The sequence below is a fragment of the Grimontia sedimenti genome (assembly GCF_011045095.1).
GTDB classification, from domain to species: domain Bacteria; phylum Pseudomonadota; class Gammaproteobacteria; order Enterobacterales; family Vibrionaceae; genus Enterovibrio; species Enterovibrio sedimenti.
In genome coordinates, this window is the sequence record NZ_JAALDL010000003.1 from 217,795 (window position 1) to 238,601 (window position 20,807).

The 20,807-nt window shown below is 48.6% G+C and carries 17 protein-coding genes; 9 read left to right on the forward strand and 8 right to left on the reverse strand.

Annotated elements, in window-relative coordinates; genetic code table 11:
* Positions 1-245: 245 nt before the first annotated feature.
* A complete protein-coding gene (locus tag G5S52_RS06480; RefSeq protein WP_046307840.1) occupies positions 246-1,538 on the forward strand; it encodes an NAD(P)/FAD-dependent oxidoreductase in 1,293 nt (430 codons plus the stop codon).
* A 44-nt stretch (positions 1,539-1,582) separates the two neighbouring features.
* On the opposite strand, the gene G5S52_RS23855 is transcribed toward G5S52_RS06480, so the two are convergent.
* From G5S52_RS23855 to G5S52_RS06505, 6 genes are all read right to left on the reverse strand, one after another.
* Positions 1,583-2,455, reverse strand: a complete 873-nt coding sequence (locus tag G5S52_RS23855; RefSeq protein WP_235956118.1) for a putative bifunctional diguanylate cyclase/phosphodiesterase — start codon at positions 2,453-2,455, stop codon at positions 1,583-1,585.
* Positions 2,422-3,966, reverse strand: a complete 1,545-nt coding sequence (locus G5S52_RS23860; protein WP_235956119.1) for a sensor domain-containing diguanylate cyclase — start codon at positions 3,964-3,966, stop codon at positions 2,422-2,424. Before G5S52_RS23860 ends, G5S52_RS23855 begins: the two co-directional genes overlap by 34 nt.
* A 147-nt stretch (positions 3,967-4,113) precedes the next feature.
* On the reverse strand, positions 4,114-4,665 hold the full coding sequence (locus G5S52_RS06490) for a GNAT family N-acetyltransferase (RefSeq protein ID WP_165012313.1): 552 nt from the start codon (positions 4,663-4,665) through the stop codon (positions 4,114-4,116).
* A 105-nt stretch (positions 4,666-4,770) separates the two neighbouring features.
* Entirely contained in the window at positions 4,771-5,595 is an 825-nt protein-coding gene (locus tag G5S52_RS06495) for a peptidoglycan binding protein CsiV (protein WP_165012314.1), read from the reverse strand.
* A 35-nt stretch (positions 5,596-5,630) separates the two neighbouring features.
* Positions 5,631-9,095, reverse strand: coding sequence for a transcription-repair coupling factor (mfd, locus tag G5S52_RS06500; protein ID WP_165012315.1), 3,465 nt, complete (start codon positions 9,093-9,095; stop codon positions 5,631-5,633).
* A gap of 12 nt (positions 9,096-9,107) precedes the next feature.
* Complete coding sequence (locus G5S52_RS06505; RefSeq protein ID WP_165012316.1) at positions 9,108-9,674, reverse strand: PilZ domain-containing protein; 567 nt, start codon at positions 9,672-9,674, stop codon at positions 9,108-9,110.
* A 286-nt stretch (positions 9,675-9,960) separates the two neighbouring features.
* Here G5S52_RS06505 and lolC point away from each other — a divergent pair, with 286 nt between their 5' ends.
* From lolC to lolE, 3 genes are read left to right on the forward strand one after another with little or no spacing between them, the layout of a single operon-like run.
* Entirely contained in the window at positions 9,961-11,157 is a 1,197-nt protein-coding gene (lolC, locus tag G5S52_RS06510; RefSeq protein WP_165012317.1) for a lipoprotein-releasing ABC transporter permease subunit LolC, read from the forward strand.
* A complete protein-coding gene (gene lolD / locus G5S52_RS06515; RefSeq protein WP_165012318.1) occupies positions 11,150-11,851 on the forward strand; it encodes a lipoprotein-releasing ABC transporter ATP-binding protein LolD in 702 nt (233 codons plus the stop codon). The genes lolC and lolD overlap by 8 nt, the downstream gene beginning before the upstream one ends.
* Complete coding sequence (gene lolE / locus G5S52_RS06520) at positions 11,848-13,092, forward strand: lipoprotein-releasing ABC transporter permease subunit LolE (RefSeq protein WP_165012319.1); 1,245 nt, start codon at positions 11,848-11,850, stop codon at positions 13,090-13,092. Before lolD ends, lolE begins: the two co-directional genes overlap by 4 nt.
* A 122-nt stretch (positions 13,093-13,214) precedes the next feature.
* On the opposite strand, the gene G5S52_RS06525 is transcribed toward lolE, so the two are convergent.
* Positions 13,215-13,772, reverse strand: a complete 558-nt coding sequence (locus G5S52_RS06525) for a DUF2062 domain-containing protein (RefSeq protein ID WP_046305865.1) — start codon at positions 13,770-13,772, stop codon at positions 13,215-13,217.
* 32 nt (positions 13,773-13,804) lie between these two features.
* On the opposite strand from G5S52_RS06525, the gene G5S52_RS06530 reads away from it, so the two are divergent.
* The 5 genes from G5S52_RS06530 to kdsB are packed head-to-tail and all read left to right on the forward strand — an operon-like array spanning position 13,805 to position 19,794.
* A complete protein-coding gene (locus G5S52_RS06530) occupies positions 13,805-16,054 on the forward strand; it encodes a DNA internalization-related competence protein ComEC/Rec2 (protein ID WP_165012320.1) in 2,250 nt (749 codons plus the stop codon).
* 35 nt (positions 16,055-16,089) lie between these two features.
* Complete coding sequence (gene msbA / locus G5S52_RS06535; protein ID WP_165012321.1) at positions 16,090-17,847, forward strand: lipid A ABC transporter ATP-binding protein/permease MsbA; 1,758 nt, start codon at positions 16,090-16,092, stop codon at positions 17,845-17,847.
* Between the two features lie 3 nt (positions 17,848-17,850).
* Positions 17,851-18,882 carry a tetraacyldisaccharide 4'-kinase gene (lpxK, locus tag G5S52_RS06540; protein WP_165012322.1) on the forward strand — a complete coding sequence of 344 codons (1,032 nt, stop codon included), beginning with the start codon at positions 17,851-17,853 and terminating at the stop codon, positions 18,880-18,882.
* Positions 18,863-19,045 (forward strand): Trm112 family protein, encoded by a 183-nt coding sequence (locus G5S52_RS06545; protein ID WP_165012323.1) that lies wholly within the window; start codon positions 18,863-18,865, stop codon positions 19,043-19,045. Before lpxK ends, G5S52_RS06545 begins: the two co-directional genes overlap by 20 nt.
* Positions 19,042-19,794 (forward strand): 3-deoxy-manno-octulosonate cytidylyltransferase, encoded by a 753-nt coding sequence (gene kdsB / locus G5S52_RS06550; RefSeq protein ID WP_165012324.1) that lies wholly within the window; start codon positions 19,042-19,044, stop codon positions 19,792-19,794. Before G5S52_RS06545 ends, kdsB begins: the two co-directional genes overlap by 4 nt.
* Positions 19,795-19,862: 68 nt before the next feature.
* Here kdsB and elyC read toward each other — a convergent pair whose 3' ends face one another.
* Positions 19,863-20,753, reverse strand: coding sequence for an envelope biogenesis factor ElyC (gene elyC / locus G5S52_RS06555; RefSeq protein WP_165012325.1), 891 nt, complete (start codon positions 20,751-20,753; stop codon positions 19,863-19,865).
* Positions 20,754-20,807: the final 54 nt, after the last annotated feature.

A 20,807-nucleotide genomic window follows, 5' to 3' on the forward strand; every position in this document is an offset into this window, starting at 1 on the left:
TGTATAATGGTTTCAACAAAAAATGAGCACCATGTCATAAAAATGCGGGTGTCGGCGTGCAACATAAAATAAACAACAATGCGCGTTTATAACGTTGAAAACAAAAGCTCTTTACCTCTCCAAGCGATATTTATAATCGACCGAATACGAAGGTTGTTTAAACACATTTTCTTTCATCACGCGATTCTGTCATCGCGGGATGTAGCCCAATTTTTTCGTATTTAAATCATGGTGAGGAAGTAATCGTGACCAAAATTATTGTAGTCGGTGGCGGTGCTGGTGGCCTCGAATTGGCAACCAAACTAGGACGCACACTTGGACGTAAAGGACGCGCCAAGGTCACTCTTGTTGATCGTAAAGCAAGTCATCTCTGGAAGCCGCTTCTGCATGAAGTTGCGACCGGTTCCCTCGACGAAGGTGTGGATGCAATCAGCTACCGCGCCCACGCAAAAAACCACTATTTCGATTTCCAACTCGGTAGTCTGTCCGGCATCGATCGTGATAACAAAACCATCAAACTGGCGGCGTTGCACGACGAAGAAGACGGTGAGCTGCTGATGCCTGAACGTGAACTGAGCTACGACATTCTGGTGATGGCTATCGGTTCAACGTCAAACGACTTCAACACTGCCGGTGTTCGTGACAACTGTATCTTCCTGGATAGCCCTGAACAGGCACGCCGTTTCCGCAACGAAATGAACAATGAGTTCCTGAAGCTGCATGCGAAATCCGGTAACGGTACCGTTGACATTGCGATTGTTGGTGGCGGAGCAACAGGTGTTGAGCTTTCTGCTGAGCTGCACAATGCCATCAAAGAACTGCACAACTACGGTTTCCAGGATCTGGATAGTTCTAAGCTGAACGTTACTCTGGTTGAGGCTGGTGAGCGTATTCTTCCTGCATTGCCGCCACGCATTTCTGGTGCTGCACAGCAAGAACTGATTAAGCTGGGTGTGAACGTTCGGACTGCGACCATGGTTGTCAAAGCGGACGAAGATGGACTGGTCACCAAAGACGGCGACAAGATCCCAGCCCAAATCATGGTGTGGGCAGCTGGTATCAAAGCGCCAGATTTCCTTAAAGACATCGCAGGTCTTGAAACTAACCGCATCAACCAATTGGTGGTGAAATCAACGCTGCAAACTACACGTGACGAAGACATCTTTGTTATCGGCGATTGCGCAGCGTGTGAGCAACCGGACGGTACTATGGTTCCACCTCGTGCTCAATCAGCACACCAGATGGCAAGCCGCTGTTTCTCGAACATTGTGGCAAAAGTGACTGACCGCGAACTAAAGCCTTACATCTACAAAGACCACGGTTCGCTGGTTTCTCTGAGCCGCTTCTCTACCGTAGGTAGCCTGATGGGTAACTTGACCCGTGGTTCGATGATGGTAGAAGGCCGACTGGCGCGTGTGGTTTACATCTCTTTGTACCGAATGCACCAGATCGCGCTGCACGGTGTGATTAAAACCGGCTTGATGATGGTGGTTAGCCGCATCAACCGTGTACTTCGCCCGTCTCTGAAACTGCACTAACTGCAGGTTTTGGAAAAAGAAAAGCTGCCAAGTGGCAGCTTTTTTTATGCCTGGCCTAAATGGGGTTTTAACAAGAACGGTGCAAAGATTTTTGGCGTCGAGTTAAGAGCCTCAATGCGATTTGGTACAGCGCAGGCTGGGTGCCAGTTGACCAACTCCTCAACAGGTAATGGGCGTGAGATCAGGTATCCTTGTATAGAAACGTCTCCTTGTTCTAGTAACCACGTTAGCTGCTCTTCCGTTTCCACACCTTCTGCCACCACATCCATTTCCAGGGTTTTCGCTAATTGGATCATTGCTGCGCAAAGCTTGGTAGAGCTTTTGTCTGAGTCGATCACATTGGTGATGAAATGGCGGTCTATTTTCATGACGTCAAAAACGTATTCTCCTAATAGTGAAAGAGATGAATACCCCGTACCAAAGTCGTCCAGATAAAGTCTCACTCCAGCCTTTCTCAATGCCTGAAGTGCCTGAGCGCTGGCTTGTTCATCTTCCATCAAGGTTGATTCAGTGATTTCTAGTCCCAACTTATAGGAGGCAATTTTGTTTTGCTCGATAAGTGATTCCACAAAACTGATGAAAGCCGGGGAGACCAGTTGTTTAGCTGAGACATTGACGGTGATCCCCGGGTAGTTAAAGCCACCGGATTCTCTTTGCCAATACCCGAGTAGCTGACAGACACGGGCCAGAACCCAACGGCCGATTGCATGGATCTGATTAGTGTCTTCTGCAATGGGAATGAAAGTCATCGGAGAGATAGAACCCAGTTCAGGGTGATGCCAACGCAGTAGGGCCTCGAAATGGTGGACTCTGTCCCCCTTACAGATAGGTTGGAACACAAGTGACAGTTGGTTTAATTCAAGCGCATAACCTAGGTCTTGCTCTATATTAAAACGCTGTTGGGCCTTTTCCAGCATATCGCTGTGAAAAAGGTAATCGAAGCACCGCTTTCTTTTGCATGATACATAGCGATATCTGCTTGTTGGATAATATCCAAAAGCGTAAAGCCGTGATCTCTGATGGTTGAAATACCGATACTAGCGCCAATCTGAATATCGTGGCCTTCAATGAGGTATGGTTGGTTGATGGCATCAAGGTAAACGCTAGCGCTTCGATAAGCGCCATCTTGTGTGATCACATCTGGGAGACAAACAACAAACTCATCACCTCCAAAACGAAACGCTTTATTTGGAGTTTGGGTGGCCATAAAAAGACGATCAGCCACAGCTTGAAGAAGTTTGTCTCCAATTAAGTGGCCGAGGGAGTCATTGACGTTTTTAAAGCGATCCAAATCAATAAACAGGATGGAGAAACCGAAGCTTTCAGCGTTCTGTAATTTAGATTGTTCTTTCTCCAACCGTTTTTCCAACGCTAGCCGATTATTCAATGACGTCAGGCTGTCATGGTAGGCTTGAAACCGGAGCTTCTTTGTCTGTTGTGAAACCAACTGATTAGCGAGTGCGAGTCGACTGGAATAGGACCAAATACAAAAGCTCGTAGCGATGGTAAGCAGAAAGCCGAGCACTGTCATGACCAAACTGTAGCGATAGCTGGCTAGATGATCCTCTCCTGAAGTAAATGTGAACCAAACGCCTTCTTCACTACCTGGTATTTTCACCAAATGTTCCGCTGTGAATATCCTTGCAGTGTCATTGTTGTTTTGTGGCAGGGTCTGAAATAGGAAGGCGCTATCATCATTCTTGTTGCTGAACTGAGGCCTGACGGAGATCTGAAGGTTATCCAGTGTGCTGTAATCTGGCCAGATTGCAGAAAAAAAGCTATCGAAATAAATAGACGTGACCAAGTAACCTTTGAGCTCCTCTTCGAGGATGACTGCTGAGAACAAGCGCACGCCATGCTGATCGTCTTTTTCGAAAAAGCTCGCTTCCGGACTGCGTTGGAAAAATGCTCGCTCCATGGCATGTGCAAACTGGCACTGGGACTCTGCACGCCAACCAATATAGTTCTCTACCTGATTCTCTGGAGAGACATAAAGGACAGGAAAGGCATAATCACTTAGCGCCCATGCACATCTATAGTCAGGCTGAGGATAGGTTTGATAGTTGTTATAAGAGTCATCCTCACTACCGGCGACTCTATTCTCGAAGTCATCAATGTAATCCCTGAATACTTTTGGCAGCCAAAATACGGAGTGAATGCCCGAATTTTCTCGCGTGCGGCTTGCCAGAAATTGCTGGAATTTCTTCTTACTCAGGTTTTTGTCGGTCTGGAAGTAGAGCTGAGCGGAAAGCTGCAACTCATGGAATGAATAAAGGGCTTTCTCCAAGCCCTTTAAACGTTGTTCAATCAGTGTGTTGAAGGCACTCTGTTGACGCTTTTCGTCAATGTGAAAAACAGCGAAACCGCTGCATGAAGCCGCAACTGTACCAACAACGAACACGATCCAGTGTAGATTTCTGGAAAACATTATTTCTAGTCAGTTAATTGTTAATAAGCCCGATTATAGGAACATCTGTTACGGTGATTTTTAGGTTTAGTGACAGTTCGATGACGGGGTCTTAATTTCGAGATGACGCATCATTTTGAATGAAACAAGATTATGTCTTCATCAACTTTAAAGAATATCGTCCGGGATTAGGCTGTACACCAGGCCTTCGCGAGCTTCACCATCATACATATAACGATTACGTGCACGGCATTCAAAGGTTGCTCTGAGCTTTTCTGCAATTCGGATGCTGGCTTCGTTGGCAGGATCCATCACCAATTCCAACCGGGTCAACAACAGATGTCCGAAGGCGAGGGTAGCTGCTACTTCTGTGGCTTCCAAAGCGTATCCTCTGCCCTGGAATTTAGTCGCAATCCAGTATCCGAGGTTTGCCATATTGGCGACGCTGTCGATACTGGAAACGTAGACACAACCGACGAGTTCACCGGTTTCGATTTCAAATGCAGCCAATTCAAAACTTGCCCCTGTTAACCAGCCCTGGCGGCTACGATTAACCCAGGCTTCGGCGTCCATATCATCGAATCCTTCATGGCACCAATCCAGCCAAGGGCTGATGGTGTCTGCTGACTCGGAGATGGCCTTTTTAAGCGGTGCGACATCCGCTTGTTTGAGTGCACGCAGGATGAGTCGGTCAGTTTGAAATTCAAGGTTGGCTTGCATGTTGTACTCGGTTAGTTCGTATCATTATAGTTTTGGTTAAAAATACCTAAAAAACAACGCCCTCAAATGAGGGCGTTGTAGAAAAATTCTGTTTCACAAAAGCGCTTATTCGACGCGGGTGACTTGAATAATCAGACCCATCAGTGGGTGATCCAGATAATGGATTTCACCGCTTCTCATGCGGCGTTTTTGCTCGAAAGCATAAGAGTTCAGGTATTTTTCCACTGAATAAGTACGCTCCAGCTTTTGAAGCCCAGTCAGTGCACTACCTTCCGTCACCGCAGCAATATCTGAGCCTTCAGCAGTGATGCCTTCCACTTCGGTAGCCACTTGGTTATCAAGAGGAACCGGAACAGCCTGAACTTCCTTCAGAACTTTACGTTCACCAGGTTCACGCAGCGCGAGGTCGGTTTCAATGAACAGGTAGTGCTGAACGTATACACGAATAAAGCCATCCAGCTCATACATTGGGCCGCTGACTTTGTCTGTTGGCTGATATCCATCAGGAGCAGACTCACTCGTCACCAGAGGCGCATCTTTTGAAGTGCCATCGGTGTAGAAGTTATCACCGAAGTTACGTCCTGCAGTAAAGCGCAGTTTAGGCATAGCACCGCGGCCACCATCGTTTTGACGCCATGCTACATGCGCTAGTGGTTTGAAGCCCGCATGGTTAGCCAAGCGATTGTATTCCGCATTCAACTGCCATTGGCTTTTAGGAAGCACTTGCAGGCCACGCGCCGCCAGTGTTTGTTTGTCGAAGACAGAAACAGCACCACTCAGGTTGATGTCCGGCTGCGCATCTGGCCAGTTTTCCTGAACAGCGTCAGGGTTCTGGTTACGCTTGAATACAATCACTTCAACGTCGAACCAACGTTCAGCGAAGGAAGGCCAGCTAATGACACACAGCAGCAGGATAATCAGCTTTTTCAAGGCATTACTCCGTATTTAAAGCCAGTTGCCTCGTTCTAGGCAACCAATAAATTCTCGGCAAATTGGTTTAATAGTGTTTCGATGAACTCAACCCGCTCACGGCGATCAGTGAGCGATTCGACGATTTTGAGTTTGGTTGGTCCTTCGAAACGATAACGGCTTGGGTGGGATTGTAACAGACCCACCAGGAAGCCGGGATCAATTTGGGCGTTTTGAGTAAACTCGATCACACCGCCTCTGTCGTGTGCGTCGATCTTACGTACACCCAGTTTCGCTGCATCCAGTTTGAGCTGCTGTACTTTGAGCAAATTGTTCGCTGCATCAGGCAGTAAGCCAAAGCGATCAATCAACTCAACGCGCAACTCTTCGATATCATCGGAAGATTTGGTTCCCGCAATACGTTTGTACAGTGACAGGCGCGTATTGACATCCGGGATGTAGCTGTCGGGTAATAATGCCGGAAGTCGAAGCTCAACATCTGTCTGTTGATTAAGAAGATCGTCAAGTGATGGCTCTTTGCCTTCTTTTAAGGCTTCAACGGCTTGCTCCAGCATTTCCATATATAAGGTGAAACCAATCGACTGAATCTGACCACTTTGCTCATCACCCAGCAGTTCACCTGCACCACGTATTTCCAAATCATGGGTTGCCAACGTAAAGCCTGCGCCCAAATCTTCGAGTGAAGCAATGGCTTCCAGACGTTTGACTGCATCTTTGGTCATGCGTTTTGGATGAGGGGTCAGCAAGTAGGCGTAGGCCTGATGATGTGAACGACCAACACGGCCACGAAGCTGATGAAGCTGCGCAAGGCCAAGGTGATCAGCGCGATCCATGATGATGGTGTTAGCCGTCGGAACATCGATGCCGGTTTCAATGATGGTGGTACACACCAAGACGTTAAAACGCTGATGATAGAAATCAGACATGATGCGTTCCAGCTCGCGCTCACGCATCTGGCCGTGTGCCACGGTAATACGTGCTTCTGGCACCAGCTCTGCCAATTCATCAGCAGTTTTCTCAATCGAATCAATGTCGTTATGCAGGAAGTAAACCTGACCACCACGCATGATCTCACGCAGCAGTGCTTCTCGGATCAGTGACTTTTCGCGCTCACGGACGAATGTTTTTATCGCCAGTCGGCGAGAAGGCGGTGTGGCGATAATTGAAAGGTCGCGCATGCCGCTCATGGCCATATTCAGGGTTCGCGGAATTGGCGTTGCGGTGAGCGTTAGGATGTCGACATCCGCACGCATTGCTTTCACTTTCTCTTTCTGGCGCACGCCGAATCGGTGTTCTTCATCGACAATCAACAAACCCAGATCGTGGAATTTTACATCGTTTTGAAGAAGCTTGTGGGTACCGATAAGAATATCGACTTTACCTTCGGCGCTATCTGCCAGTATTTGTTTTTGTTCTTTCGCGGACTTAAAGCGGGAAAGCACTTCAACGCGCACTGGCAGGTTAGCAAAACGGTCGCGGAAGTTTTCAAAATGCTGTTGGGCGAGCAGGGTAGTCGGCACCAACACTGCCACCTGCTTGCTGTTATTCACCGCAAGGAAAGTGGCACGCATCGCCACTTCGGTTTTACCAAAGCCCACGTCACCACAAACAAGACGGTCCATTGCAATTGGCTGACACATGTCAGATAGCACTGCATTAATGGCGTTTTTCTGATCGGCGGTTTCTTCAAACGGGAAGCCTGCGCAGAAGTCGAGGTAAGCCTCTCTGTCATGTTTGAACGCAAAGCCCGGTTTAGTGGCGCGCTTGGCGTATACATCAAGTAGTTCCGCTGCCACGTCGCGGACTTTTTCTGCCGCGCGCTTACGGGCTTTCTCCCATGCTTCACCACCAAGCTTATGCAGCGGCGCTGTTTCTTCTGCACCACCACTGTAGCGACTAATCAAGTGCAGAGAAGCGACGGGTACATAAAGCTTGGAGCCTTGTTGATATTCAAGGGTGACGTATTCGGTAGTGATGCCACCGGCTTCCAAAGTTTGTAGGCCAAGATAGCGACCAACACCATGCTCAAGGTGAACAACGGGTTGCCCTATCTGAAGTTCCGCCAGGTTACGGATAATGGTGTCGGAATTAGTCGTGGCTTTTTTATTGTCACGGCGACGCTGCTGAACAACACGCTCGCCGAGCAGATTGCTTTCACAAATTAGCGCAAATGAAGGGCTTTCGCTTTGGAAGCCAATTTCAGCTGGGCCGACAACCATAGCGAAATTGGTGGGAGTATCGAATGCTTCATTGAGTGACCCACAAACCATCGGGCGAATTTTGATGCGTGCCAGCAGGTCCAGCATGGCTTCTCGGCGGCCTTCTGTCTCCACCGAGAAAATGATTTTGCCGGAAAACTCTTCAGTGAATTGTCTTAGCGCGCCCAGTGGTTCTTTGAGCTGTTGATTAACGGTCAGTTCTGGAAGAGGGGTAATAGGGGCGTTGGTTCTGCCTGCTTTGTCTTCCGTGGAATCGATTTGAACCTTGATGCGTGGGTAGTTCTTAAACGCGCCAAACAGTTCATCAACGTTTTGCCAGATGTCGTTTGGTGGCAATAAAGGGCGAAGAGGATCAACACGTCGCTGGTCATAGCGGTAATCCGCATCGCTCAAAAATTGTTTGGCAGCTGATTCCACATCACCTTTAGTGAGTACCAAGGTATTCTTTGGCAGATAATCAAACAGGGTTTCTGTTTCATCAAAGAACAGTGGCTGCCAGTATTCTATACCCGCAGGCCAGGTTTTCTTGCTGACCTGTTGGTAGATAGATTCTGGCTCACGGCGAGCTTCAAAACGTTCGCGCCAGCGCCCGCGAAATTGCTCAACTGCTTCATCATTCGTTGGAAATTCATGGGCAGGCAGTAGATTGATGCTGTCCAACTCTTGTGTCGAACGCTGGTTCTCTGGGTCGAATTCGCGGATGGTATCTACTTCATCATCAAAGAAGTCAATACGGTAAGGCTGGTTTGACCCCATCGGGAACAAGTCGAGAATCGAACCACGGCTGGCGTACTCACCGTGTTCAATCACCTGATCAACGTGACGATAGCCTGAAAGTTCCAACTGGTAACGCAGTTTTTCCAGTGACAGCAAATCGCCTTTTTTCACCATTAGCGCATGCTGAACCAAGAACGAATGCGGCATGACGCGCTGCATTAATGTGCTGACAGGGATCAGCAAGATACCATTGGTTTGCTGCGGTAATTGATACAGGCGCGCGATGCGGTCAGAAATAATGTCCTGATGCGGCGAGAAGTTGTCGTAGGGCAAGGTTTCCCAATCAGGAAAAACGTGACACTCGCGGCCAGTAAACTGTTTGATCTCAGGTTGCAGCTTGAGCGCGGTTTGGTTATCCGGCACCACCATCAAAATGAAGCGATTCTGCTGTTCGGCAAGGGTCGCAACCGTCAAGGGAAGAGAGGCGCCGATCAGATTAGCGATGACGCGGGTGTCTCCTGCTTTTTCAGGAGCAGGCAAATCAAATAATGCGTTGTTAGTCATGAATTCTGGGGCTTAGCTGTTTCTTTCCAATGCGCGTTGACGGAGCAGTTTCTGCTGTTGATGAAGTGCGGCGCGTATTAACACGTCTTTGTCTTCTTCTTGAAGGCGAATATATTTCACGCCAACAGCAAACTTACCGTTTTTTTCTTTGCAGCCGTAGACGCTACCGTAGCAGTAAATAGCAGAAGGTGGGTTCTCAAGAAAGAGCTTCAATCGCACATGCTGACCTTTCTCGAAAGCTTTTCGTGCAATGAAAGTAAGGCTGCTCGCACCGAAGGTTTCGGTTTGATAACGGAGTTTAGGGTTGTCCTGTTGCGATAGCATGAAGCCGAGCAGCAGGTTGATTTTTTGATTCTGCGCAAGCAGAAATTTAGTCAGCGCTTGGCTGTCATCGTGGTGTAGGGCCTGGATTTCTTTCTCTACGCCACTGTCGAGGTCTCCACATTCGCTAGCAATGCGAAAAGCGACAGGGATTTCTCGGCCAAACTCTGCTTCAGAAGGCACATGCTCGTCGTCCCCAAGAACCTCAACATTGATCTTGAGGTGCGCATGTACGGAAAAGTATTCGTCCTGGCTCATCTGTAATCCTAAAACCCTGTAGTGCTATTGATTATACCCGCAGTGGCTGAATTTACCCAATCGGCCTGCTGTAGAAGTGTTTATTTTCACAGCACTTAGACAAGACTGAAACGCTAGGTAGTTTAAATTACTGAACGTTTAGCTTGAAAAAGCATCTGATTACCGTGTTCCACACGTGGTTTCGTGGCAATTAGCTGACCTAAAAGGTATTCTTCTTGCCAAAGATTGTTATTTGTTTTTGTAGTTCTCTCTGGTACTGCGAAACAACGTTTTGAGATCTCATTTTATGTTTCACCCTTTACCGGTGTTTATAGGGCTGCGCTATCTGAGGGGGCGATCCGGCGATAAATTCGGCCGCTTTGTCTCTTATATGTCAACTGCGGGTATCACCATTGGTGTGATGGCGCTAGTGACCGTGCTTTCTGTGATGAACGGCTTTGAAGGCCAATTAAAACACCGGATTCTTGGTGTGATTCCACAAGCCATTGTGGCGGGCGATGCCCAACACGCGCCGGACGTTAACACCTTGGCTAAGCTTGATGGCGTGACGGGAACAGCGCCGATTGTCAGCACTGACTCCGTGGTTCAGAGCCCTAAGTCCATTTCGGCTGGTAAGTTACTTGGCGTGGATGTCGGCGCGCGTGAGCCAATTCGTGAATTTATGGTTCGTGGTGACTTCGATTCACTGACGCCAGGTAGCTACAATCTGGTTTTGGGGCGCAAAACGGCGCGCGATTTGGATGTTTCCGTGGGGGATAAAGTCCGTGTGATGATCACCAGTGCCAGCCAGTTTACCCCTGTAGGACGTATCCCTTCCCAACGTAATTTCACCGTAACAGGGATCTACGACACGGCGACTGATGTCGATAATCAACTGATGTTCGGTAATCTCAATGATGTCGCTCGTCTCATGCGTCTTCCCCGTTCCCAGCCAGCGGATCTAAGGCTTTTCGTTGAAGAGCCTTTCAATGTACCAACTCTGGAAAAAGTGGCAGAGAGTATGGGCTATGAATGGTCAGATTGGCGAGCATTGCGTGGTGAGCTTTTCCAAGCCGTAAAAATGGAAAAGAACATGATGGGATTGATGCTGAGCCTGATCATCCTGGTCGCGGCGTTTAATATCATTTCCGCACTGATCATGGTGGTGATGGAGAAGCAATCTGAAGTCGCCATTCTCAAAACACAAGGTATGAACCATAACGGTATCGTCGCGTTATTCGTTGTCCAAGGTGCCAGCAGCGGTGTAATTGGTGCACTGTTGGGCGGCGTAGCGGGCTCTGTATTGGCGCTAAACATCAATGAAGTGATGGCGATATTCAACCTGAGCTTGCTGGGTGGTGGGTTGTCGCTGCCAGTGGTTCTGAAACCTGAGCAAGTGCTTTCTGTCGTGATTGGTGCTATCGCACTAAGTCTTCTTGCAACCCTGTTCCCGTCGTTAAAGGCGGCTTCTGTTCGTCCAGCCGAGGCGCTTCGCTATGAGTAATGCATTGTTAACCTGTTCCAACGTCACCAAAACTTATCAGGAAGGGGAGTTGGAAACTCACGTATTAAAAGGCGTGTCGTTCTCGATTGAAAAAGGCGAACTGGTAGCCATTGTTGGTGCGTCGGGGTCGGGTAAAAGTACGTTACTTCATATTCTCGGTGCGCTGGATACGCTGACCGAAGGTGATGTGTTTTTTGAAGACAAAGACCTGATGAAAATGCGAGCCTCAGAGCAGGCGACACTGCGAAATCAAAGCATTGGTTTTATTTATCAGTTCCACCACCTTCTCGCTGATTTTACCGCTGTCGAAAACGTGGCCATGCCGCTGATGATTGGCGGCGAGAAGCCTATTGAAGCAAAGCGTCGCGCGATGGAAATGCTGGAAGCGGTTGGTATGGGTCATCGTGGTGAGCATCGTCCGTCAGAGCTTTCCGGTGGTGAGCGCCAGCGTGTTGCGATTGCCCGTGCTGTAGTGAATCGCCCCGCGCTGGTATTGGCAGATGAACCAACCGGTAACCTCGACCACAAAACTGCGTTGGATATTTACGATCTAATGCGAGAGTTAAATAAGGAATTCAATACCGCCTTTTTGGTGGTAACTCACGATCGAGAGCTTGCGCAGAAACTGGATCGTCAGCTTTCGATGCTGGATGGTCAGTTTGTAGAGTCGAACGCTGAGGCAGTGGCATCATGATGGATTCTTTAGCGCTGTTTATCGGGCGCAGATTCAGCAAAGCCAAACGACGCAACAAGCTGGTGTCGTTTATTTCTGTTTCTTCCATGATTGGTATTTCTGTTGGCGTCATGGTCATCATTGTTGGTCTGTCTGCAATGAACGGCTTTGAACGCGAATTGAATAACCGTGTGCTGTCTGTGATTCCTCATGCCCAACTTGAAGGTGTAGAAGCGCCAGTAAAAGCGTGGAAGGAAATGAAAGAAACCGCAGAGGCCAACCCATGGGTTTCTGCAGGTGCCCCCTATGTGACGTTCACGGCCTTGTTGGAAAAAGGAGCCAATTTAAAGCCGGTGCAAATCCGCGGTATCGACCCCGAACAGGAAGTGCGTGTCAGCAATATCGGTGATTACGTACTTGATAACGCCTGGTCAACACTCACTCCAGGAAACCATGCCGTGGTGCTGGGTAAAGGCATTGCAGATGGTTTGGGTGTTGAAGTCGGAGATTGGGTGACGGCATTGGTGCCTTCGCCGGATCCAGAATTAAAGCTACGTGCTCCCCAACGTATCCGCATGCAGGTGTCTGGCGTGCTGAGTTTGGGGGGGCAGGTCGATCATGGCTTGGCACTTGTGCCGATTCAGGATGCACAGCAATACCTTGATATGGGTGATGCGGTTTCCGGCGTGGCACTGAGAGTCAAAGACCCACTTGAAGCGCGCAAGATCGTTCGTGAAGTGGGATATACACTCAAAGAGTATGTGTACCTCAAAAACTGGACGCAGGAATATGGCTTCCTTTATCGCGATATCCAGATGGTGCGCGCGATTATGTATCTGGTGATGGTGTTAGTCATCGGCGTTGCCTGCTTCAACATTGTGTCTACCTTGATGATGGCAGTGAAAGACCGTGCTGCAGATGTTGCTGTGCTGCGTACTATGGGAGCAAAAGATGGCCTGATCCGATCCATCTTTATCTGGCACGGTTTTCTTTCCGGTTTGATCGGAAGCCTGGTGGGCTCGGCTGCGGGATGTTTGATTGCACTGAACCTGACAACAATTGTTGGTGGGATTGAAACACTGACAGGTCAGGACTTCCTCTCAGGTGATATCTACTTTGTCGATTTCCTGCCAACTCAACTCCAACTGGGGGATGTCCTGCTGGTATCCGTCACTGCGATTGTGTTGAGTCTACTGGCAACATGGTATCCCGCACAGCGAGCCTGCAAGTTGCAACCCGCTGCTGTATTGAGCGCAAGATAACGGTGATAAGTTGCGCGATTACATCTTAAGGTGAAAAGGTCGCATATCGGCTCGCAGCCTGAATCGGAATAAAAAATACCCCGCTAATGCGGGGTATTTTTTTATGTGTCTATTTTCGTTGTCTAGCTGTCAGTTTTGGTTTTTTTCTTCTTTAGCGCTTTGATCTTGGGCAGACGTAAGCGGCGTTTTTGCCAGCTTCTGACCACGGAATATCGCCAAATCCCCCTGACACCAAAATACCCGATAAGACCAAATACCACGCCACAAACAAAGGAACCCAACAGGAAAGGAGGTCCAATCTGGCTCATTTGATTGAACAGGAAGTCCCAGGTCAACTCAAAATGGAAGTGGTAGTCGGGCGTGCCCATCAACCATGTTCCGACTTTGTAAGCGCCCCAGAATATCAAAGGCATGGTAATGGGGTTGGTGATCCAAACCAATGCAACAGAAAGGGGCAGGTTAACGCCAAACATAATCGCAAGGCCAGCAGCCATGATCATCTGGCTCGGCAGCGGAACAAATGCCATAAACAGGCCAACGGCGAATGCACCCGACGCAGAGCGACGATTCAGGCACCAAAGGTTAGGGTCGTAAAGCAAATTGCCAAAGACCGCCAGCGCCTTTTGTTTGCGAATGACGTCGTGTCTGGGGAGAAACTTTTTAATTATTTTTCTTGGCATAGATTTTCATTTCACACGAAACGGCTACCGATATGAAAATCATGCTCGGCATCGTGGTGGCTATTGTCTCGCTTAGATGGTGGCCAGCGCTCCCGGAACCCACGCTGATGCTTGGGCTTCTCGCTGTCATCCTTGTCCAATGCAAACGCGTTCCCCTGTTTGTAATTGGTCTCACCATTGGCTGTCTGGTGGCGTCCAGCGCAGCGTCACTGCATTTGTTTAAAACCAGTACCGCTTTGACAGTGGTTCAGAATACTACCATAGCGGGCAAAGTTGGCAGCCTTTTTACAGGGGAAAATCAGCAAACAAGTGTAATCTTTGATGTCGACACAGTGAATGGACGGAAATTGAGCGCCTTTGAGAAATTCCGTGCCCGTTTTTATTGGCGCAGTGAATTTCCCGTAAAACAAGGGCAACACTGGGAGCTGAAGGTCCGAATTCGTGAGCCTTATGGCAGGGTAAACGAAGCAGGATTTGACGCAGAAACCTATTTTCTTTCAAAACATATTCATGCCAAAGGCACCGTGCTTTCTGCGAACCTGATTGATGAAGGAATATCAGCCAGGCAGTGGCTATTTGATCGGGTACTTCCCCAAATCCTACCTTTCGAAAACAGCGCATTCCTCGTCGCACTAGCGTTTGGTGAAAGGGCTTTTCTAACTAGCCAAGATTGGATGACGCTCAGGAATACAGGCTTGGCACACCTTCTCGCGATTTCAGGGCTTCATATCGGTTTAGCATTCTTCTTCGGTTACAGGGTAACTAAGGCTTGCCTGCCGCTATTCAATCGATCAGATAGATATCTCTGGCTTTCGGTACTGGCAGGTTTGGGGTGTGCTATCACCTATGCTTGGTTGGCGGGCTTTTCTTTAACGGCTCAAAGAGCGCTCATTGCTTTGGTCGTTTTCATGGCGATTCGACAATCGGGTTTTAGCGTCAGTCCTTTCAATACCTTTTTGTTAGTCTTAGGGTTTGTATTACTTATTGATCCGCTGTCGGTGTTTTCCGTCAGTTTCTGGCTTTCCTTTGGTGCTGTGATGGTGCTTTGCATCATGACGTTTACGACTGGACGAGGGGAGTCGAAAGGTCCGCTGAATTACGTCATCCAGCTATTTCGCATGCAGTGTTATCTCATTGTCGGCATGTTACCTCTGACTTGGGCTTGGTTCGGGGGAGTCAGTTTCCTTTCTTTACTCAGCAATCTGATTGCCGTGCCCATAGTGAGTCTGTTGACGGTGCCAATCATATTACTCTCGCTTCTTGCGAGTTCATTATTTAGCGCCGCGTGGTTATGGCGTCTCGCTGACTATTCACTTTGGCCCATTCGTCATATGTTAAACCATGCCGATATAGGGTGGTTGGATATTCAAAGTACTTCCCTAGGTTTTGTCCTTACTCTTGTCCTGATGCTGTATCTGCTATCTCTGGGTGCATTTCGAAAGTTCAAAGTGCTTTCTGTTGTGATGATCCTTAGCTTAGTGGGCTGGCGCGGCTCTGCAGAGAAATCAAACGAATGGCATGTTGATGTTCTTGATGTCGGACACGGACTGGCCGTGTTGGTCGAAAAGAATGGAGAGGCTCTCCTGTATGACACAGGTGCTGCATGGTCATCTGGGAGTATCGCGCAATCCGTGATTGAACCCATTCTTTCTGCAAGAGACAGCAAACTAACCGGTTTGATCCTCAGTCATGGAGACAATGATCACTCTGGTGGTGCGGATTGGGTTATCGAAAATCTATCGCCAGATTGGGTAAGGGTACCTGAAGCTGGTGGTGGCTTTATTCCTTGTGTCCGTGGCGCAGACTGGCAATGGCAATCACTGAACTTCGAGGTGTTATATCCCAATGAAGTGACTGAAGAGGCAGAAAACGAGGACTCTTGCGTTGTACGCATCTCAGACGAAAACTATTCGGTTTTGCTGACGGGAGACTTACCCAAAGAGCAGGAGAACTGGTTGGTAGAACGGGGCGCTGATGTCAGTGCGAATGTGCTGCTGGTTCCACATCATGGCAGCAAAACGTCTTCATCTTCAGGATTTATCGATGCCGTCAATCCTAATGCGGCGATCGCATCCACAGGTCGATATACTCCTTGGAACTTGCCGAACCCAGATGTTGTCGATAGATACCGTGACCGCAACATTTCTTGGTATGAAACCGGACAACACGGCCAAGTGAGTGTACATTTCTCAGACAAGGGTTGGCGGGTTACTAGCCAACGTCTTGATATCGAGCCTTTTTGGTACAGGAAGATGTTTGGACCACCCTCAATAAAAGAGTAGAATGCCCGCTACTTGCAAGAACATAAGCAAATAACATGTCATCAAACTACCAAGACAAAACCACCTGGGAAACCTTTAAGCACCTTTGGCCATACATTGCCAACTATAAAATAGGCCTGGTGGTTGCGATTATCGCTCTGATTGTTAATGCAGCAGCCGATACCTTGATGGTATCTATGCTTAAGCCGCTCCTTGATGAAGGCTTTACTTACGACAGTGTTGACAGTGATTTCTTAAAGTGGATGCCTCTCTATCTTGTAGGTCTGATCATAATGAGAGGGCTTTCCAGCTTCGTTTCCGCCTATGGCCTTTCATGGGTGTCAGGGAATGTTGTGATGACTATGCGTCGTCGTGTGTTCAATCACTTTATGAAGATGCCAGTGAGCTTCTTTGACACAGAGTCCTCTGGGGCGCTTCTTTCCCGTATTACCTACGACTCAGAACAGGTTGCTAACGCCACCAGTGGGGCATTAGTGAGCTTGGTGCGCGAAGGTGCGTCGATTATCGGCTTGATGATCCTGATGTTCTATAACAGCTGGCAGCTTTCTGCGATTCTTCTGGTTATCGCCCCTATCGTTGCGGTTGCAATCCGTGTTGTCTCCAAGCGCTTCCGTAAAATTTCTTCCAACATGCAGGAAGCGATGGGGTCTGTCACTTCATCAGCAGAACAAATGTTGAAAGGCCACAAAGTGGTATTGAGCTTTGGCGGTCAGGAAGTGGAAAAAGAGCGCTTTGAGAACGTGTCTAACCGCATGCGCCAACAAACCATGAAGTTGGTTTCAGCGCAGGCGATTGCCAACCCTGTGATCCAGCTGATCGCGTCTTTTGCGTTGGTAGCGGTTTTGGTGTTGGCGAATACCGATGCTATTCGAAATGAACTTACCGCAGGCACTTTCGCTGTGGTATTTGCGGCCATGTTTGGTTTGATGCGTCCCCTTAAAGCGCTGACCAATGTGACCTCCCAGTTCCAACGTGGTATGGCGGCATGTACCAGCTTGTTTGAACTGATGGAAATGGAAACGGAAAAAGACAACGGTAAACACGTTGCTGAACGTGTGAAAGGTGATATCAAAGTCAACGACGTTGTCTTCACTTACCCAACCAAAGATACGCCAGCGCTTAATCATGTTACCTTCGATTTAGCTGCAGGGCAGACGTTGGCACTGGTGGGGCGCTCTGGTTCCGGTAAGAGCACCATTGCTAACCTGTTGACCCGTTTCTACGACATCGACAGCGGTGATATCACCATTGATGGCGTAAAAATCGAAGATTACACCCTAAGTAACCTGCGTGATCACGTTGCCATCGTTTCCCAGAATGTTCACCTGTTCAACGACACCATCGCCAACAACATTGCTTATGCGGCTGAGAACGAGTACACCCGCGAAGAGATTGAGCGTGCAGCAGACTTGGCTTATGCGTCAGACTTTATCCGTAATATGGACAATGGTTTTGACACAATCATCGGTGAGAACGGTGTGAGCCTGTCTGGTGGTCAGCGCCAACGTATCGCTATTGCCCGTGCTTTGCTGCGTAATGCGCCAGTGCTGATTCTCGATGAGGCAACGTCTGCGTTGGATACAGAGTCAGAGCGTGCTATCCAGGCAGCGTTGGATGAGCTTCAAAAAGATCGAACCGTACTGGTGATTGCGCACCGACTGTCGACCATTGAAAACGCTGATCAAATTCTGGTCGTCGATGAAGGCGAGATTGTTGAACGTGGGACCCATGAAGAACTGCTGGCGAAAGATGGTGCTTACGCCCAGCTTCACCGCATACAGTTCGGAGAGTAAGACTTGGCGGGCTTGGTCGAAAAAATCTGGTTTGAAAACCACCCGCTAGGTTGGATCAGCGCGCCACTTTTGTGGCCGCTGAGCAAGTTGTTTGGTGCAATTGCGAAAAAGCGTCGTGCTGCATTTTTAGCTGGCACCAGTGATGTATATCGAGCGCCTGTTCCTGTGATAGTGGTGGGTAACATCACGGTGGGTGGCAATGGTAAAACCCCGGTTGTCATTTGGCTGGTGGAGCAATTGAAAGCCAAAGGCTTCAACCCCGGTGTGGTTTCTCGAGGTTATGGCGGCAAGGCGGAAAGCTATCCGTTTGTCGTTGATGAAAACACAAACACCGACAAAGCGGGCGACGAGCCTGTTTTGATTTACCAGCGAACCGAGGTACCCGTCGCTATTTCTCCTGTTCGCAGTGATGCCGTAAAGGCCCTGTTGCCATTGGGTGTAGATATCGTCATCACTGATGATGGCCTTCAGCATTACAAACTGGCGCGAGATATTGAATTCGTTATCGTTGATGGTGAACGCCGTTTCGGCAATCAACACTACATACCGTTTGGCCCACTGCGCGAGCAAACTGAACGCTTGAACAGTGTCGATTTCGTTGTCTGCAACGGTGGTAAAGCAGAAACGGATGAAATCGCAATGTCGTTGAAGCCTGCTGAGTTCATTAACTTGAAAACAGGCAAACGTGCTTCTGCTGATTCTCTTGACGCCCCTGTTGCCTTGGCCGGAATCGGGAACCCACAGCGCTTTTTTAATACTTTGGCGTCACTTGGTGTTAAGCCAGTGCACTGCGAGCCTTTTGCTGATCATAAAGCATTTGAATATACCCAATTGGACGCATTGGCGAAGAAAGGTCAGAATTTGCTGATGACGGAAAAAGACGCAGTGAAATGCCGCGCCTTTATCAACCAGTACCCAGACATTGAAAATTGGTGGTATCTGCCTGTTGACGCTGCATTTAGCGACACAGATACGACCAACATTTTGAACAAAATCATGAAAGTGAAGGATGGATATGGATCACCGACTGCTTGAAATCGTTGCTTGCCCTGCTTGTAAAGGAAAGCTCAACTACAACAAAGAAAATAACGAGTTGGTATGTAAATTCGACCGCTTGGCTTATCCAATCCGAGAAGGTATTCCTGTCATGCTGGCGACAGAAGCACGTGAAATGTCTTCTGACGAGGTTAAACAATGAAATTCACCGTGGTGATCCCGGCGCGCTACGCGTCGAGCCGCCTACCTGCAAAACCACTGGTTGATATCGGTGGCAAGCCGATGATCCAATGGGTTTATGAGCAGGCAATGAAATCAGGCGCAGACAAAGTCATCATCGCGACTGACGATCAACGCATTGTTGATGCAGCAAATGCCTTTGGTGGTGAAGTATGCATGACACGCGAAGACCACCAATCAGGCACTGAGCGCTTGGCGGAAGTGGTTGAGAAATATAACCTTGCTGCTGATGAAATCATTGTGAATGTGCAGGGTGATGAGCCGCTGATCCCGCCTAGCGTGATTCGTCAGGTGGCAGAAAACCTAGCACGCAGTGAAGCGCCGATGTCGACACTGGCCGTCAACATTGATCATGCAGACGAAGTGTTCAACCCTAATGCCGTAAAAGTGGTGACGGACAAAGACGGTTACGCATTGTATTTCAGTCGTGCAACGATTCCTTGGGATCGCGATAATTTTGCTAAAGCGCCAGCTGAAATTCATCACAACCTGAAACGTCATATTGGCATTTACGGCTACCGTGCGGGCTTTATCAATACCTACATCAACTGGGAACCAAGCCCCATTGAGCATATTGAATGTCTCGAACAGCTTCGTGTGCTTTGGTATGGCGAGAAAATCCATGTGGATGTCGCTATTGAAGCGCCGCCAGCGGGTGTTGATACCCCTGAAGATCTGGAAGTAGTGCGCAAGCTGATTGCCTATCAATAATCTTATTATTGATAGAAAAAACGCCCTGACTCAGTCAGGGCGTTTTTATTTCTGATTCAAAAAGCGTGCTAATTGGCTGGAGCCAGATTATCTGCATTGGGATTGATGGCATGATCCAGCTCTTCGATATCTTCCATCACAGCATCTTTGTTTTGCTCCGGAGAGGTAACAGGGTCACCTTGAAGGACCGCTTCCTGTTGAGCAACTTTGTCACGTAGGCGTTGCCAAAGCTGTCCCAGATTTTCATGCCAGTAACGTTCGAACTGCTCAAGGTACTGCGCACGAGGGCCGTACTTGATCCATGGTTGGTGAATCTCTTTCTGCGCCATGAAGTTGGTTGGTGCTGGAATTGGGTTCAAACCTGCATTCTCGAACTCATACATTGCACGTGGCATATGGTTTGCCGACGTTACCAGAACCAGATTGCTGTCACCGACAACAGATGCTGCCTGGAAAGCCTCTTCCCAGGTGTCTTTTGCCGTTTCGAGTAACAGGATATTGTTCTTGTTCACGCCCAGCGCCATCGCAACCCTTGCCAGCATGCGAGCATGGCTAACTTCATACCCACCGTCATAGCCAGACAGGATCAATTTTGAGGTTGGGTACATGAAGTGAATGCGAACACCTTCAGCAAGACGCATGAGCGCGACACGTGACAATTCTGAGGTTGGCGGAATCTCATCATCAACGACATGTCCGTGACCTAACACCATCACGTACTCGACGGGATCTTCCGGTGGAAGGAATGGCTCATATTGCCTTTCCAGCTTGATAAGCAGTGAAGAGGTGAAAGGCTGAAAAGATGCCAAGAAGATGAACAGCAGCGAAACAAAAACGAGGAACGAACCGAAGCCTTTGCGCTGGGTAAACCAGATCAAAAAGAGACCGAAGAATCCAAGAAGCAGTAGCGCAGGCAAGGGCATCAGTAAAGTTGATATAAGTTTTTTTAGTTCAAACATGAAATGTCGCCCGAAATATAGTCAAACAGGGGCCAGAAAGTGCATCAGACCTTT